At 51.8% G+C, this 17,581-nt stretch carries 14 protein-coding genes; 10 read left to right on the top strand and 4 right to left on the bottom strand.

Annotation, left to right across the window (positions count from 1 at the left end):
* Positions 1–4 precede the first annotated feature (4 nt).
* On the bottom strand, positions 5–1,360 hold the full coding sequence (locus HQ48_RS02765) for a cobyrinate a,c-diamide synthase (RefSeq protein WP_044231577.1): 1,356 nt from the start codon (positions 1,358–1,360) through the stop codon (positions 5–7).
* Positions 1,361–2,364: 1,004 nt separating this feature from the next.
* Here HQ48_RS02765 and HQ48_RS02760 point away from each other — a divergent pair.
* From HQ48_RS02760 to HQ48_RS02720, 9 genes are all read left to right on the top strand, one after another.
* A complete protein-coding gene (locus tag HQ48_RS02760; RefSeq protein WP_044231576.1) occupies positions 2,365–3,099 on the top strand; it encodes a hemerythrin domain-containing protein in 735 nt (244 codons plus the stop codon).
* 21 nt (positions 3,100–3,120) lie between these two features.
* The gene (locus tag HQ48_RS02755) at positions 3,121–3,735 is read left to right on the top strand and encodes a response regulator transcription factor (protein WP_044231574.1); all 615 of its coding nucleotides are present in this window, start codon (positions 3,121–3,123) and stop codon (positions 3,733–3,735) included.
* Between the two features lie 18 nt (positions 3,736–3,753).
* Complete coding sequence (locus HQ48_RS02750; RefSeq protein ID WP_044231572.1) at positions 3,754–4,698, top strand: nitronate monooxygenase family protein; 945 nt, start codon at positions 3,754–3,756, stop codon at positions 4,696–4,698.
* Between the two features lie 224 nt (positions 4,699–4,922).
* Positions 4,923–6,224, top strand: coding sequence for a glutamate-1-semialdehyde 2,1-aminomutase (hemL, locus tag HQ48_RS02745; RefSeq protein WP_044231571.1), 1,302 nt, complete (start codon positions 4,923–4,925; stop codon positions 6,222–6,224).
* A gap of 17 nt (positions 6,225–6,241) precedes the next feature.
* Positions 6,242–7,105, top strand: a complete 864-nt coding sequence (gene prmA / locus HQ48_RS02740) for a 50S ribosomal protein L11 methyltransferase (RefSeq protein ID WP_044231570.1) — start codon at positions 6,242–6,244, stop codon at positions 7,103–7,105.
* A gap of 39 nt (positions 7,106–7,144) precedes the next feature.
* A complete protein-coding gene (gene pafA, locus HQ48_RS02735) occupies positions 7,145–8,824 on the top strand; it encodes an alkaline phosphatase PafA (protein WP_044231569.1) in 1,680 nt (559 codons plus the stop codon).
* Positions 8,825–8,829: 5 nt separating this feature from the next.
* Entirely contained in the window at positions 8,830–9,831 is a 1,002-nt protein-coding gene (locus HQ48_RS02730; protein ID WP_081969697.1) for an acyltransferase family protein, read from the top strand.
* Positions 9,831–10,430 carry an aminodeoxychorismate/anthranilate synthase component II gene (locus HQ48_RS02725; protein WP_044231567.1) on the top strand — a complete coding sequence of 200 codons (600 nt, stop codon included), beginning with the start codon at positions 9,831–9,833 and terminating at the stop codon, positions 10,428–10,430. Before HQ48_RS02730 ends, HQ48_RS02725 begins: the two co-directional genes overlap by 1 nt.
* Positions 10,431–10,433: 3 nt before the next feature.
* The gene (locus HQ48_RS02720) at positions 10,434–11,582 is read left to right on the top strand and encodes a DNA polymerase III subunit delta (protein ID WP_044189025.1); all 1,149 of its coding nucleotides are present in this window, start codon (positions 10,434–10,436) and stop codon (positions 11,580–11,582) included.
* A 47-nt stretch (positions 11,583–11,629) separates the two neighbouring features.
* Here the strand turns inward: HQ48_RS02720 and HQ48_RS02715 are convergent, their stop codons facing one another.
* The 3 genes from HQ48_RS02715 to tsaB form a co-directional block, all read right to left on the bottom strand.
* Entirely contained in the window at positions 11,630–12,049 is a 420-nt protein-coding gene (locus HQ48_RS02715) for a DUF2023 family protein (RefSeq protein ID WP_235300186.1), read from the bottom strand.
* A 152-nt stretch (positions 12,050–12,201) separates the two neighbouring features.
* A complete protein-coding gene (locus tag HQ48_RS02710) occupies positions 12,202–14,211 on the bottom strand; it encodes an AAA family ATPase (protein ID WP_044231566.1) in 2,010 nt (669 codons plus the stop codon).
* Positions 14,212–14,215: 4 nt separating this feature from the next.
* On the bottom strand, positions 14,216–14,941 hold the full coding sequence (tsaB, locus tag HQ48_RS02705; protein ID WP_081969696.1) for a tRNA (adenosine(37)-N6)-threonylcarbamoyltransferase complex dimerization subunit type 1 TsaB: 726 nt from the start codon (positions 14,939–14,941) through the stop codon (positions 14,216–14,218).
* A 1,044-nt stretch (positions 14,942–15,985) separates the two neighbouring features.
* Between tsaB and HQ48_RS02700 the strand changes: the two genes are divergently transcribed.
* A complete protein-coding gene (locus tag HQ48_RS02700; RefSeq protein WP_044231564.1) occupies positions 15,986–17,509 on the top strand; it encodes a polysaccharide deacetylase family protein in 1,524 nt (507 codons plus the stop codon).
* Positions 17,510–17,581: the final 72 nt, after the last annotated feature.

Genomic DNA, 17,581 nt, shown 5'->3' with positions numbered 1-17,581 from the left:
TCGGTTAGGCATTCGCTTCTTCGTTGTCCTGAGCCGACCACAGGTCTAGGATATTTTGCTCGGCCCAGTACAGGTGTGTGTAGCCTGCGATCACGTTTCCCTTGCGATACATAGCAGTCGGTACCTCTATGCCTCTGGCATTGTGCTGCTGGGCTATGTTGTCTTCGGAGCCAGTGTGCTTGAGTTTGGAGTAGTGGAACTCATGCCCTCGGAGTGTCAGCCCTGCTGTGTGCACACTACGATAGCCTAGGCTGAGCTTCATCTCCTCCATGGTTGCCTCATTGTCTAGTACCCCACACATCGGGTAGCTTGTGCCAGCCTCGTCGATGATGGTACGGCAGAGGTACATCATGCCACCACACTCGGCGAGTACCTTGCCTCCCCCTAGAACATAGTTGTATATCTGCTCTCGCATGGCTGCATTGGCCGATAGTTGCTCTAAGTAAAACTCGGGGTATCCTCCCGGTAGATATACCAAGTCTGTGGCTGGTAGGGCTCTATCTCGGATTGGGCTAAAGTAGCTTATCTCTCCCAAGCGCTCTAGCGCGAGGATATTTTCCTGATAGATGAAGTTGAAGGCCTCGTCACGAGCCACTGAGATACGCAGGTTGCCCTGTGTAGACTCTTGGGAGGTGGCGATTGGTTGCGGTGGAGTAGGGCGCAGACATAGCTCTAGTAGTCTATTTACCTCGACGTGCTGCTCGATGAGTGTAGCGATACTCTCGGGTAGCTCGTCTAGGCGCTCAAGCTCCGAGAGCGAGAGTCCTAGGTGTCGTGAGGGAACATCTAGGAGTTGGGTGCGTGGGATATAGCCGAGGGAGGGGACGCCGGCGTCCTCTGCTGCCTCGACGAGGAAGCGATAGTGGCTCTCGGAGGCGACACGGTTGAAGATAACACCTGCGATCTGCACATCAGGTTTCCAGTGTGCGAAGCCATAGATGAGTGCTCCCACGGAGTACGCCGATGAGGCGGCATTGACCAGCAGGACAACAGGTATGTCTAGAGTTTGGGCTAGGCTAGCGCTACTGCCCTGCATACGTGTCGCTCCGTCGAATAGACCCATGACGCCCTCAACAATCATCGCATCGGCTGCCTTGCTGTGTCGAGTGTAGACCTCTCGAAGGTGCTCCGAGCTCATCATATATTGGTCTAGGTTAATACTTGTGTGTAGGTGTAGCTCCTCGAGTGATGGGCTAGAGGCTAGAGCATGAAATTTGGGATCTATGTAGTCGGGGCCACACTTGAAGCTCGCTACGGATAGACCACGTTTGCGTAGAGCCCTTAGTAGCCCTAGGGTAAAAGTAGTCTTGCCACATCCAGACGATGTAGCAGCGATGAGTAGTTGAGGCTTGCGTTTCATTGATGTTTTGGTTTGATAATACAAGCCAAAGATAGTGTGCTCTGTGGGCTGTGCCAAAATTCGTTGGTGTGGTAAGCGGGATACAACGACATCGGCACGGTGTCCGTCCACCGAGATTATGGGTTTCAATTCACGCATCTCGCTGGAGTAGGAGAGAAGTGTCCTCCAAGGCGAGCTTCTCGCCCCTCCTTAGGGTCGCAAATCCTAGGGTATTATGTCTGCGAGATTAAGATCTTTTTGCTCAATGACCAAGGATAATTAGGTGTTGCTTGGTGGGAATGTCGGTGGCTGTAAAGCTGTAAGTTACTAGTCTTGCCTAGCAGTGGCGACAAAGTGGAGAATGTTGCCGTGGTCAGCACAGCGGATTTAGAGGCTTGTTCGTCTACTTTTTAGTTAAGGAGTGTAAAGGATTTACTAAGAGATTTGAAGTAATGGAGAGGTGATTTGTGAAGACTGGTTGGGTCTCTCTGGAGGATTGATGGGAAGAGCTGCTCAGATTGGTGGGTTAGTGCTCCGAGATGTGCCCACTGATCTCCAGAGATTGATGGGAAGAAATGCCAAGAAGTGAGCCTCAAGTGTATTCAAATGATTACAGTGTTTGTTTATATTTCTTGTAATCAGTCTGTTGTGCTTGTCGCTTTTAAGGCGGTTGTTTTCGTACTTCTGCACCCAAGGGGCTGCAATGAGGCTAGATGGCGTGTAGAGCCTTCTAGAAGGCAAATACGCAGTCTGCCGATTTTTGCCCTCTCTAGCGATACACCCCTTGCTAGAGGAGCAAATGTGCATCGAAAGTGTAAATTTATGTAACCCTAATTCGGCGCTTTCCCATTGCAATGATGCTCTGCCTAGGCATGAGATCAGGTCAAAAAAGGAGAGCGGTGCTAAGGTTTTGATTATCCTATGAGTGTGCCATTTGCCCTGCAGGAGATAATGAACTATATTTGTAATCATTCGTTATTACAACAAATAATATAGCTCAAGACAAAATTCAAACTTATCAAAATATGAATCTATACAAATATGGTAGTGCGAAAGCTGTAACCAAACCTTTCGGAGCAAACACGAAGATGAGCGACCTCATCTGCGACAACTTCCCACTTCTGCTCATCATTACTCGCTTTGGGATCCCGCTGGGTTTCGGTGAGAAGACGATTGGGCAGGTCTGCGAGGAGCACGAGGTTGATGCACCAACCCTGCTCTTACTGCTCAATAGCTCGGTGCATCCCGAAGAGAAGCCTTGTGTGGAGCAGCTCTCTGCGCTCGACATTCATAGCCTGCTGAGCTATCTCTCCAACTCTCACTCCTACTTCCTCGACTTCAGGTTGCCTTTGCTACGTCAACAGCTCCTCTCGGCCCTCTCCAATTGCCCAAACGAGGTGGCTTTGGCGATCCGCAATTTCTTCGACGAATATGTAGAGGAGGTGCGCAAGCACATGAACTACGAAGACAAAACGGTCTTCCCCTATGCTCGTAAGTTGGCGAAAGGCGAGCGTGATAGTCGCTACAGCATCAGGGTGTTTAGCAAGCGTCACGATCAGATTGAGCTGAAAATTACCGAGCTCAAGAATTTGCTCATCAAGTACTACCCTGCTCCCAGCGGATACGAGCTCAACAATGTACTGCACGATATCTTTACTAGCGAGGCAGACCTAGCTGCTCACAACCTCATCGAAGACAACATCTTCACGCCCTATATAGAGGCTCTAGAGGACGGACTCATATCGCCACAGATCAAATAACCGATGTAAAACCATGACATTATGACGACAGCGATACGTGTAGCCATCGCCGAGCCATGCCCCATTATACGCAGTGGACTTGAGGCACAACTCAAGAAGTTGGCACGCTACAAAGTACAGGTGCTCCATCTGGTAGAGGATTTTCGTAGGGATTGGAGCGAAGCCATAGGTCTGATCACAGCAGATATTTTTATTCTCAATCCGCTACTCTCTGGTATTAGCCCACAGACTTACTTCTCGGCTCAGAGAGAGGTCGCCAAGTTCGTCGCTCTGAGCTATGGAACCACAGACGAAACGCTCCTGCGTGAGTATGACGACGTCCTGCGCATCACCGACTCGGTGCAGCAGATCGCAGACCTATTCGACCGCTTGGTGCGTGTCGAGGAAGAGGCGCAGGGGACACCCTCTTTGGATTCGCAGAGCCTGACACCTCGAGAGCGTGAGATCGTTGTGTGCGTGGTCAAGGGTATGACCAACAAAGAGATCGCTAGTGCGCTCTTCCTCTCTACCCACACCGTCATCACACACCGACGCAACATCACCAAGAAGCTACAGATCCATAGCCCTAGCGGTCTGACGATCTACGCCATAATGAATAAGCTTGTAGAGCTCAACGAAATCAATCAAAAAAACTAAACTTAGATAAATACAACTATGGCAAATAGACTCTGCCAATTACTTGGCATACGCTATCCGATTATCTCTGGCGGGATGGTCTGGTGTAGCGGCTGGAAGCTCGCCTCTGCCGTGAGCCGTGAGGGTGGACTAGGCCTCATCGGTGCTGGCTCCATGCACCCAGACAACCTGCGTGAGCACATCCGCAAATGCAAGGCTGCCACCGATAAGCCCTTCGGGGTGAATGTGCCCATGCTCTACCCAGAGCTAGATGCGATCATCGACATCATCATCGAGGAGCAGGTGCCAGTCGTGGTAACCTCGGCCGGCAACCCCAAGACCTACACGGCTAAGCTCAAGGCTGCGGGCTGTAAGGTGCTACATGTGGTGGCCAGTACCAAGTTTGCCCTCAAGAGCCAAGAGGCTGGTGTAGATGCTGTGATTGCCGAAGGCTTTGAGGCAGGCGGACACAATGGCCGTGACGAAACGACGACCATGTGCCTCATACCTGCCGTCGCACGAGCTGTTACAATCCCAGTCGTGGCTGCTGGCGGTATCTCACAGGGCGATAGTGTAGCGGCTGCCCTAGCTCTGGGTGCAGATGGCGTACAGATCGGCACACGCTTCGCTATGACGACCGAGAGCTCTGCCAGCGAGGAGTTCAAACGTCTGTGTCGTGCCACGGGCGAGGGCGGTACCATGCTTTCGCTCAAGTCTATTAGTCCCACACGTCTGCTCAAAAACGACTTCTACGAGCAGGTAGCTAGAGCCGAGGCCGCAGGCGCAACAGTAGAGGCACTCCGAGAGCTACAAGGTAAGGGACGTGCCAAGCGTGGTATCTTCGAGGGAGATCTTACAGAGGGTATGCTAGAGATCGGGCAGAGCGTAGCCCTCACGCAGCAGGAGGAGTCTGTGGCAGATGTCTTCCGTGAGCTTATCTCGGGCTATCAAGCTGCCTCCTCTCGCCTGACTCCAGAGCTCTAGTCCATTGAATCTATTGCCTCGCCAAGTGTCCTTGACCGGTGCGACGAGATAGATGCCCTCAACAGATCGCATAGCCAGCCCAATCGTTTGAGCCTAGCTATGCGATCCCTCTATATCGGAGGAGGATGTCAATCGGGAGGAAGCCTAGATTTTAGGTATCTTTGTAGCTGTGAGTGCGCTCAGACTAGGGTGGCACTAGCGATGAACTAATCTAAAGGATTAAGATGCAACATATCAAGCGTTCGCAGGAGCTCTTCGAGCGAGCTCAGCGTGTGATTCCCGGTGGCGTTAATAGCCCCGTAAGAGCCTTTCGCTCGGTTGGCCTTACACCATTATATATAGAGCGAGGTCTAGGAAGCCATATATGGGACGTAGACGGCAATGAATACATCGACTTTATCAGCTCTTGGGGGCCTCTGATCGTCGGGCACTCCAATCCCAAGATACAAGCAGCCATTACTGGTGAGCTGGAGCGAGGGACGAGCTATGGGGCTTGTAACGAGCGAGAGGTAGAGATGGCAGAGCTCATCTGTCGCTTCTTCCCCTCGATTGAGAAGGTACGCATGGTCAATTCTGGTACCGAGGCTACGATGAGTGCGATTAGGTTAGCGAGAGGATTTACAGGGCGTAGCCGTATCATCAAGTTTGAGGGGTGCTACCATGGTCACGCCGATAGCTTCTTGATACAAGCTGGTTCTGGGCTAGCGACCTTTGGACAAGCGGGTAGCGCAGGCGTTACCCAGCAGACAGCTGAGAATACGTTAGTCGCTACATACAATGATATTGCCAGCGTGCGACGCCTGCTGGAGCTCTATCCCGACGAGGTCGCTGCCGTAATCCTCGAGCCTATTATGGGCAATATGGGGCTGATACTCCCTGAGGTAGGCTTCCTCGCCGAGCTACGTTTGCTCACCGAGCAGTCTGGTGTTTTGCTCATTTTCGACGAAGTCATTAGCGGCTTTCGTGTGGCCAAGGGAGGTGCTCAGCAGCTGTGCCAGATTCGCCCCGACTTGACTTGCCTCGGTAAGATTATTGGTGGCGGACTACCAGTAGGAGCTTTCGGCGGACGAGCCGACATCATGGACTACTTGTCGCCACTAGGCCCCGTGTATCAAGCTGGTACACTCTCGGGCAATCCGCTAGCGCTATCGGCTGGCATCGCTATGCTCCAAGAACTCTCGGTCTCCAATTTCTACGACGAGCTGGAGCGCAAGGGAGCATATCTAGAAGCACTTATCCAGCCACTACTAGAGCGATATGCAGGTCATATTTCATACAACCGAGTCGGCTCCCTCTCCACGCTATTCTTCCACTCTGGCGAGGTGCGTAGCAACGCCCACGCCAAGGAGGCCAATACGGAGCAGTATACTCGCTACTTCCGCAGCATGCTGGAGCAGGGTATCTATCTGCCGCCCTCGCAGTTTGAGTGTATGTTCCTCTCTATTGCACACACCGAGGCCGATCTAGAGCGTACTGCTCAGGCCATGGCCATAGCCTTGGAGCAAACCTTTGGGGACAAAGACTAAATCACAGACAATTAGCAATGCAATATACAGGGTATACATTCCGTGCGACCAACCAAGCCGAGGGGGTGGATCTAGAAGTCGTTTACGACTTGCTAGCCGCTTCGCTCGGCGAACTAGGTTTCGATAGCTTCGAGGTCGAGGGTGACAGCCTCAAGGCCTACATACCTACAGAACTGATTGACGAGAGCAGCATAGCCACGGCTCTAGAAGAGCAGCCTTGGCAGGGCATTCGATTTGATTACGAAATGGAGATAATCCCCGAGGTCAATTGGAACGAAGAGTGGGAAAAGCATTACTTCCAGCCCATCGTCCTAGGCGATAACTTGTGTATGATCCGTGCTCCGTTTCACGCACCAGATCCGTCTATCCGTACGGAAGTCATCATACAACCCAAGATGGCGTTCGGAACGGGCAATCACGAGACGACCTCGCTCATCATTGCCTATCTGCTCGAGCACGACATCGAGGGGCTACGTGTCCTAGATATGGGCTGTGGTACAGGTATCCTAGGTATTCTCGCCTTGAAGCAAGGGGCTCGTAGCCTCACGGCTATAGATATAGACGAATGGGCGTATCAAAACGTTCTAGAGAATGCCAACCTCAATGCCGTTCATATTGACGAAGCACTACAAGGTGATGCGACAAGTCTAGAGGGAAGAGGCCCATACGATCTGGTACTAGCCAACATCACTCGTAACATCTTGCTCCAAGACCTGCCAGCATACGCAGAGGTTATGGCTTCTGGTGCGAGGGTCATCCTCAGCGGTTTCTACGAAGAGGACGCACCTCTGCTCATCGAGCGTGGCCGCACTCTGGGGTTGAGCTTCGTCAGCCAGACGAGCCGCAACCGCTGGACACTACTGGAGCTATGTAAGGGTTAAGCAATTAGAAGTAAATTCACTATAACACGACTAAAGACAATGAAGACGAACAAATCGCGTAGTTGGCTCATCGCATTGACCATTCTGACCGCTACGCTACCCGCCTTCGCAGGCAAGAAGCTAGAGCACAATAAGCCCGATCGCCCAGCGATTGTGGTGGGCATGGTGGTAGATCAGATGTGCTGGGACTACCTATATCGCTACAATAACCGTTTCGTAGAGGGTGGCTTCAAGCGGCTACTTAACGAAGGTTTCAACTGCCACAACACGCGCATCAACTATATCCCCTCGGTTACTGCTATCGGCCATGCCTCCGTCTATACAGGTAGTGTGCCAAGCATTCACGGTATTGCAGGCAACAACTTCTACAGCCAGTGTAAGTCGCTCTACTGTACTCAGGACGAAGCGGTGCGAACCGTAGGGGCAGACGAAGGCAAGAGTGGGCAGATGTCGCCTCGCAATATGCTCAGCACTACTATTACAGACGAGCTCAAGCTTGCCACAAACTTCCGTAGCAAAGTAATCGGCGTTGCCCTCAAGGATCGAGGAGCTATCCTACCAGCAGGACATTCGGCCGATGGAGCTTATTGGTTCGACGATCAGAGTGGCAACTTCATTACCAGCACTTATTACATGGATAAGCTCCCTCGCTGGGTAGAGCGCTTCAACAACCGTAAACTAGCCAAGAAGTATCTGCGTGACGGCTGGAAGCCACTACACAACAAACGTAGCTATGTGGAGAGCGTGGCAGATGAAAACAACTTTGAGCAGCCATGGAAGGAGGTAGCCAAGGCGACGCTACCACTAGATACACGTAAGCTAGAGAAGGAGTTTGGCTTGGGCGTCATTCGCACAACTCCTATGGGTAATACTCTTACGCTTGATATGGCAAAAGCAGCGATCGAGGGCGAAGAGCTCGGGACTCGTGAGGACGGCGATACAGACTTCCTTGCTGTTAGCCTCTCATCTACCGACTATATCGGTCATCGCTATGCGACCTATTCTATGGAGATCGAGGATACCTATCTGCGACTCGACCAAGAGCTCAAGGAGTTCTTTGACTACCTTGATGGGCGGTATGGTAAAGATGGCTATCTGTTCTTCCTCACTGCCGACCATGCTGCAGCGCACAATCTGACTTTCTTAGAGGACAAGAAACTTCCGGGGAGAGCTTGGAGAGTGGACATTGCTCGCCAAAAGGTGAGTGAAATTTGCCAAGCACAGCTCGGAGCAGATGCCGAGGTTTTCATTGACATCGCCAACTATCAGGTATTCCTTGACGAAGCCAAAATTGATGAGCTGGGTGCCAACCGACAGAAGCTCTACGATGCTATTTGCAGAGAGCTGGCCAATATGCCCGGGGTTGCCTATGCCGTGCAATCCGATCGTGCAGGCTCGGCTTCTCTACCAGAGGACATACGCACTCGTATTGTCAATGGTTACAACCATAACCGTAGCGGTTCTATCTTCGTCATCCTACACCCCGGGTGGTATAGCCACAGGGGTGATAAGGCTGCTCAGGGTACCTCGCACGCTGTGTGGTCGCCATATGATACGCATATCCCCCTCATCTTCATGGGGCATGGTGTAGAAGCTGGTCATCTGTATCGTGAGGTACATATCACCGATATAGCAGCTACTCTAGCCTTTATGCTCAAAACTCAGTTACCAAGCGGTTGCATCGGCCGCCCAATCACCGAGATCCTCGACCACGACTAGGATAGATGCATCAGCAAACATTCTCCAGAGGCGTTAGCGATTCGCTTCGAGGAGTGATGCAGGTAGGCATTATGCTCTCTCATCTTTCCTACACCTCTGCCGAGCCTGCCCTCCTTTTTACTCTAGCCAATAAGTTCGGGACGAGTATCATCGCCCTATACTTTTTCATATCGGGCTATGGTCTGATGCAGTCGGTGCGAGCAGGTCGTGGCGTTGGCCATCTAGGCAAACGCCTCTGGGGGATATTTAAGCCGATGCTCTTCATTACCCTGATGTTTGGGGTCTACCAAATATTCTATGGTAGTGGGTATAGCGACCAATGGCTATCTCAGCTCGTTTGGCAAGGAAGGACACCTCTGCCCAACTCTTGGTTTGTTTTCGTCTTGATGTGGCTCTACATCAGTTTTTGGCTTGCCTTCCGCTATCTGCAGAGGCGCCGTACTCCCGCTCTTATCATCTTACTTCTGCTCTCTGTCGTAGGTGTGATATGGTGCCAAGTACAGGGATACGAGCGCGCTTGGTGGGCAACGACACTCGCTTTCTTCTCAGGGAGCTTGTATGCCGAATACGAGTCCAAGATCTATCGCTACGCCAAACGTTGGTGGGCTCTGGCTCTAGCTTTGCTCTTCGTCGCCTCGCTTGTGGTTGCCGATATCGAATATCTTCTCCCGCTTGCCTATCTAGTTATCCCAGTCGTTGCGATCGTTTTGATGAACCGTCTAGGATACGCTGCGTGGATAGACCGAAAGGGGGGTAAAAGCGGAGAGCCAAAGACTTCCATTGGAGCTCAAATCCATCAAGGCATCAGACAACTAATGGCCTATTTGGCGCGTATCTCTTATGAGTTGTACCTCGTGCATGGCGTACTGATCATAGTCTTTCGGGGCGATCTCATCTATATCTGTAGCGACTATACCTATGCCTTGGCCGTTGTCGTGGGGTCGATACTTGCGGCTGACCTACTACACGGATTGTTTCACCTCAAGCTTCGCCCTAGACAAGCCTAATGCTACGAATACTCGTCATCGACTGTCACGATTCGTTTGTCTACAACCTAGTTCAGCTCCTACGAGAGCAGACATTGGCAGAGTTTGATATTTGCTCGGTAGATGCTGTACCGCTCGACAAGTTGCACCTGTATGATGCCCTACTGCTATCTCCCGGCCCCGGCACTCCGGACGAGCTGCCTCTTCTGATGCAGGCCATCGCTCAATGTGAGCGCACGCACGCCATGCTCGGGATCTGCCTTGGTCATCAGGCGCTCACGCTACACTTCTCTGGCTCACTTAGGCAGATTGTACACCCAAGACATGGACATCTGAGCCAACTAAAGCACACGGGTGATCCGATCTTCCATGGGCTGGAGCAAGGCACTGCAGTCGGCAGGTACCATAGCTGGGTTACCTCGGAGCAAGCTCTTCCTGAGGTTCTCGAAATAATCGCAACATGTACCGAGGAGCGGACGGAGATTATGGCCATTAGACACAAGGATCTACCGATCTATGGCTTACAGTTCCACCCAGAGAGTATGATAACGGAGGAGGGCTGGCGTTACATTCACAATTTCCTTACTATTGCTCAGGCTCATCAGACCAAAGATTGTTAGCGTATGTACTTCAGAGATACTATCGGTCAGTCCACGGCCAAAGACGAATTGCGTCGGAGCTTCCTCTCAGGTGTCGTGCCACATGCACGGCTCTTCGTAGGCGAAGACGGGAGTGGAGCTCTAGCTCTAGCTTATGCCTACGCACGCTACATCAACTGCTCCACACCCGATGCCGAGGACGCCTGCGGTGTGTGTCCCTCGTGCCAGAAGTTTGACCAATACGCTGGGCAGGATCTACATTTCCTCTTCCCGATTGTCAATGTTGGTTCTCGTAATCTCTGTGATGATGAGCTACCACGCTGGCGTGAGTTCCTCGCTTCATCGCCTTACACGACCTATGCGGACTGGCTCCGTCTAGAGGATGCCGAGAGCAAACGACTGGGCATATTTACCCGAGAGGGCGAAGTGCTCCAAGATAAGCTCTCCTATCAGGTTACAGACGCACGCTACCGTATTTTGCTCATTTGGCTGCCAGAGAGAATGCACGAGGCGCTTGCCAATAAGTTGCTTAAGTTAACAGAGGAGCCTCCCGAGCATACGATTATTCTTATGGTCACGATGAACGAACGTGAAGTGCTCGGGACACTACGTAGCCGTATGCAGACGCTGCATCTAAGGCCGCTAAGCGAAGCCGAGATAGCTATGGGGTTGGCGAAGGTGGCGAACCCTCCCGCTGGGGCGGATAGCTCACTCTCTGCACACCTCGCCTCGGGTAACTACCGCAAAGCTCTCGATCACTACCTCGGCAGAGCTGACTCTACCGATAAGCTCACGACGCTCTATGGGCGTATCCTGCGTGCCACGGTCAATGCACGTCCGCTCGAGATCAAAGCTCTAGCTGACGAACTGGCGGGGCTAAGCCGAGAGGAGCAAATGGAGCTACTGACCTATGTAGGGCAGATGTTTAGGGAGAGCTACCTGCATGGTCTACAAATGCCAGAGATTAACTACATCAATCCGACCGAGCAGCGGATTGTCGATTACCTACGTACCTGCATCAATGGCCGGAATATCCGCTCTCTACACGACGAGCTAGATTTGGCGATGCGCCATATCGCCCAAAACGTCAATAGCCGTATGGTCTTCTACGATATGATTCTAAGGCTAACGGCAGCCCTCGCCCCCCATTATAGACAAATCGGTCTAAGGTAACTGCTACCTTAGACCGATTTGATTTTCTACTGCTTAACGAAAGCCTACTAAGCGATCGTCCCCTCCTGACCTATGAGCTGCATGCGCTTCTGATACCGTGCACATTGACCACACAAGTCATACCCGAGTAGAGAGCCGAGTATGAAGTCCTGCTCTGCATTCAGTTCGTGCAGATACTTGTCTTGCAGGAAATAGCTGATCATATCCACACATTCCTTGCGTCCAAAAAAGAGATTAATCTTGGTTTGCTTCGGCGTGGGCTGAGTAAAATAAGCGATGCCACGTCCCTCGAGCTTGCGCTGTATCAGAGCCAGCTCCTCTAGCTCTAGTGTACAGAGTACCATGCAGCGGATACCTTTTTCGTACTCATAGATATGGTGTATGGCGATGCGCTGCATCGTCGTTTCGCTAGATGGCAAACTAACTGGGTACTCGGTCATCCCTCTAGTTAAATAGTCAGTCGTCATATCAATGCTCCTTTGGCGATGAATTAAATTGCTAGGAACAAAGGTATGGGATAAGCCGATACCGAACTATACCTATTAATAGTGAATTATGTGTGTTTTCGGCTAGGATACTACCCCCAAAGTAAGTGATATAGCAGTGCTGGCGCAACCCTCTAGCTCTTGCGCTCGATGCGCTTGATCTCTTGGCGGCACGCCTCTGCCTCATCTTCTTGCTCTAGCCTATCGTACGCCTCTGCCATAAGCTCCAGCACTGGGATGTATCTAGGTTGTAGGCTATGGGCCCTCTGTAGTGGTTGTAGTGCCTCCTCGTGTAGACCATAGCCTAGTAGTAGCTCTCCTTGGGCCAATAGTACCTGTATATCTACGGGAGCTAGAGCCACGGCTTCGGCTAGAGCAGAGAGCGCTCCCTTGCGATCTCGCTTCTCGTGTAGAGCTCTCGCTCGACCGATCAAGGCTGCCACGTTGAGCTCATCGAAGCGAAGCGCCTTGTCGTAGCAGCGCAGTGCTGCCTCGGGGTCGTGTGCCTCGAGTAGACACTCGTCGCCCATCGTTTTGTGCTCCTGAGACAGGGCTCTCAGGAGCTGTTTCTTCTCTTCCAGCTCTACCCTTAGTTCTTGCAGCTGCCTTTTCTGTTGCGCCACGACTTGCAGCTTCTGAGCCATCAGACGCAGGTAGGCAGGGTTGTCTAGCTCGTTTTTCGCCGCGATGGCATGCTTCAGATGCTCTATTGCGGCAGTGTACTGCCCTCTACTCCATGTCCTACACGCCTCTATATAGCCTTGTAGCGCCTTTGCTCGCTCCAGTGACGAGGCTATTGCCTCGGGGTTGTTGGCTTGCATATAGAAGCGTTGCACTTCGTGGCGTACGATGATGTCCCGCATATTCATCGGCGTGCGTAGCACCATGCCCTCTAGGCTTCGGCAGCGGCTCAGGGCGACATAGGCTTGTCCGCCTGCGAAGACACGCTCGCCGAAGTCAATGATCACACGGTCGAAAGTTAGCCCTTGGCTCTTGTGTATGGTGATTGCCCAAGCCAAGCGTAGGGGGAACTGGATAAATTGACCGAGCGTCTCGGTACGAATGCGCCGCTCCTCTTCGTCGTAGGTGTAGCGTTTGTGCTCCCAGATGTATGGGTCTACGGTGTGTACCTGACCATTCTCAAGGCGAATGTAGATCTTACGCTCCTCGGCATCTATTGAGTCAATTATCCCGATCGTGCCATTGGCCCAGCGTTTCTCTCGGTCGTTAGCCAGAAACATGACTTGCGCTCCCTCCTTGAGTGTTAGCTCTCGCTCCGTGGGTAGTGTGCTGTCGGGGAAGTCGCCATCGACCACACCCTCGAAGGTAAAGGCAGATGTGAGGAGCTGCTCCAGCCTCTTCTCGTTGATGTAGGTTACTTGGCTACGCCTAGTGCCGAGCGTAACGACCAGCTCGCCCTCGGGTGCTACATAATCGGCATTGACTCGGGCGTTGATGTCCCAGATATCCGGGTGGGTTACCACGCCACTGCGCACACGATCTAGGATCCCCACGAAGTGTGCGTCTGCTTGACGGTAGACTTTTTGCAGCTCTATGGTCACTAGTTCGTGAGCTCGGAATACCTGAGCCCCGAAGAAGAAGTGCGACTTGTAGTACCTGTCGAGGATACTCTTTTCGTCCGCTTTGACCACGGGCTCTAGCTGGAAGAGGTCGCCCACAAAAAGCATCTGTACCCCACCGAAAGCCGTACTGCTACGTCCCGTATAGACCCGCAGGAGCTTATCAATGGCGTCAATGATGTCGGCACGCACCATCGAGATCTCGTCGATGATGATTAGGTCTAGGCTGCGAAGCAGAGCTTTGTGCTCCTTGGTGTAGCGAAAGGCTTCGTAGACCTGATTTTTGGCGGTACTCAGGTCTGGGTCGTCTGGGAGTAGAGGGCGCAAGGGGAGCTTAAAAAAGGAGTGAATGGTCTGCCCCCCTACGTTGAGTGCTGCAATGCCCGTTGAGGCAAGTATCACATGTCGCTTGTGCGTATGTCGAGCGATGTAGCGTAGGAGCGTGGACTTACCCGTGCCAGCCTTACCCGTGAGGAAAAGGCTTTGGTTGGTTTTCTCCAGCAGATCTAGTAGAGCTGCCTGCTCTACATTGCTACTATCCAGCAGTACTTCCTCAGTGCTCATGAGGTTAGCGACCTAGAACCTTGTTTTGTGCCACGACGGCTACATACTCCTTGAGGTAATTGGGCGTCCAGTAGGCTAGATCGACGAATGCGCCTCGCTCGTATGCTCCTAGGGCGAGCTGATGCATATAGCGAGCCTCGGGGGCGAAGCTCTCGACCACTACATAGTCTATGCCCTCCCAGAGGCCACTGCATTTGCCAGCTCCCGAACCGAAGAAATGATAGCGGTACGAACGCATCTCATCGTCCAGAAGAGTATCGGCCGAGAGTACACAAGGCTTGTCCTCGCTTAGGCGATTGCCCTTGCTGTCGAATGTGGCTGTGTAGACTTCCATACGCCTAGCATCGATCATTGGGCATAGACGCAGTGTATCTGTTGGGTTGGATATGCTGGCCAGATAGCCCTGAGCCATCATCTCTAGAGTGGAGATCGCAATCAGTGGTATGCCATAGCCTTGGCATAGTCCCTTGGCTAGTGAAGAGCCTATGCGTAGCCCCGTATAGCTCCCCGGCCCGGCACTCACAACGATAGCATCGGGGCTAAGGCCTCGGCTCTCTAGCTCTGCGATGAGCTGCTCGGCAATCGGGGCAGCTATTGCGGCGTGTTCACCTCGGCGATCCTGCTCTGTGTGGCAGGCGATTAGCTCCTCGCCATGAGCTATGGCTAAGCTACATACAGGCGTAGCGGTATCTATCATTAGGAGAACGGGAGCCTCCTGTTGCTGTATCATATCTGTCCGTTTATAATTCATTTACACCTCAGCGGTGCCCCATAATGTGCAAGCAATAGAGCAAATTGCGCATCATAACACACCGCCTGACTACAAAAGTAAAGCGGTGTGCCATAATAAACAAACGAACTTTGGGCGAAAAACCAAAATCTGACTGATGTAAGTCCTACACCTCCCAATACTTTGCTGTCTAGTTGAGATAATTCAGGAGTTTACACTCTGTAACGATTGAGGGCTTGTTTGAGTGTCAATCCGCCCCTCTCGGGTAGGAGGTGGCACACCTCGTATTTGCCCTCTAGGAGGCTCTCTGTTGCGTCCGACCTCATTTGGGCACTTAGTCCCAGCCTAGACAAAATACTCGCCTAAAACGGGCATTTGTAATGTGCTTATATAAAGGTATTTATGATGTATTCTCGGCTGTGTATATGCAATTGTATCACATTTTGAAGAATTTCTTCCCATCAATCTACTAAGATTGGTGGACACATCTCAAGGGATTAGTCCACCAATCGGAGGAAGTCTTCCCATCAATTTTTCTAGATAGTCCCGCCGTCCTTTATAAATCTTATGCTTGTTTCTCGAAATTCTTTACAAACCTATTAACACTCCTTAATAAGAAAGTAGACGAATGAGTACACAAGACGATCGTTTTTTGGCCGCTGGAGAGGAGATGAAGTGCCACCCAACTATCAGGATCTAGTTATCATGACCAAGCAGGAGACGTAAGGCTTATTCCTAAGGGCAAGGATTTAGAGAGGGGCTGTGTCAAAATTTATTTTTGGCTCAGCCCCTTTTAGATGCGTGAAAATGTACAAAATGCAAGGATTGTGTCGTAAGACGAGAGTAAGAGTAGCGGTTGCTCTAGCTATACCAAGCTAAGTAATCGTGCCCTAGAAGGCTTTAAGTCTGACGGGAGTATGCCAAGCGTATGGCCGAGGCTGAATGTAGTGAATAGCATCGCAGTAGCTTGGGGGGAGTTACCGTGGGCTAGGGTAGAGGAATGTGCTTATTTTGATTACTTTTGCATACGAAAAAACTAAGTTTATGAAAAGATATAACACATTACTATTCGGGGTATTGGCGCTCTTCCTTATGGCTAGTTGCGGATCTAGGCAGTCGGGCGATTCGTCAGCCTCCGCCGATAGCTTAGCCTCTGCCGATGTGGTAGAAGTGACGGATCTGGCGACCTTGACGGAGGATCTCACGCTCGATGATACGGACGAGGATGTGCAGGTCTTCACGATGAAAATAGGCAATGACCCAGAGAGAAGCCACTTGACTGTGTCGTTCCCTTTTACCAAATATGAGTTCATCAACGAGCGAGAGCGCAACCTCTCTCAGCAGTTCATTGATGAGTTTAGAGCAGAGGTGGCACAGCTCTCTCAGGAGTCTACGGCTACTCTAGACTATAATCAGCACTTCGAGGTCAAGTACCGAGGCGATAGCTTTATCGTTTTCCTCTACACACGCAGCACCTCTCGGGGCAATAACTACGACGACTCCTCTTATGCCTCTATCTTCGACCTAGAGCATAGGCGTGTTGTATCAATAGCTGATTTGTTTGTAGACGAAGATGCCTTCGAGGGCTTTGCCTCGGAGATGAGGGCTGCCGCAAGTGAGGCTGTTAGGCTGCGCTTGATGCAGAGCAAAGACTTCGGTAGCGAGCATGAGCGACAGACCGTTTGGGTGGAGATGCAGTCTGGTATTGAGGAGGGCACTCTGGCTGTTGATGCGAATTACGATGCTCTCTTCTTTGACCATGAAGGCAACTGGTATGTGACTTTTGATAAGTATCAGATTGCTAGTGGCTCGATGGGCACCTTTACCGTACCTGTGCCTAGCTGGGTCGTACGCAGGTATGTACACCCAGATATCCTCAGACGTCTAGGGCGATCACTTGAGCCAGACGCGCCGCAAGAGATTGCTGATCTCGAGAAGCCGGAAGAGGCCGCTCGTCCTTTGACGGACGATGACTCGAGTGCATCACGAGTGGCACTGACCTTCGACGATGGGCCATCGGTCTACACCCCACGCCTACTAGATATCCTCAAGCAGGAGGGCGTCAAGGCGACTTTCTTCGTTCTCGGCAAGTCGGCCGCCGTACAGAAGCAGACGATGAAGCGTATGGTAGAGGAGGGGCACAACATAGGCAACCACTCGTATGACCATAAGAATTTCGCCAAGATATCGGTCGAGGAGGCACGCCGCCAGATTGGGCGTACGGACGAGATCGTCGGTGAGGTGGCAGGACAGCGACCTAGTTACTTCCGCTTCCCTTATGGGGCCTATACTCAAGATAAGCTCACGCTAGTCAATCGCCCCATTATGGGTTGGAGCGTGGATCCTCTGGATTGGAAGTACAAAGACGCCGACCGAGTGGCTCTGGAGATGTCTAAGGCAGGCCCCAACGCCATCGTACTGGCGCACGATATTCATAAGACGACGATAGAGGCGATTCCACAGGTAATTCGCAATCTCAAAGCCAAGGGCTACCGCATTGTCACCCTAGACGAGCTGTTCGCAGGTAGAACCCTCAAAAACAATCAGGTCTACAGCAGTGGTAAGTAGGCCGATTGCTCTGCGATAGGGATAACTATAAACGGTTTCTTATCTTTGTGTGAGCAAATCATCTGCATTAAT

This window comes from Porphyromonas sp. COT-290 OH3588 (assembly GCF_000769075.1).
Lineage (GTDB): Bacteria > Bacteroidota > Bacteroidia > Bacteroidales > Porphyromonadaceae > Porphyromonas.
Note: the sequence above shows the minus strand (reverse complement) of the source record. Positions and strands in the feature narration are given on the sequence as shown.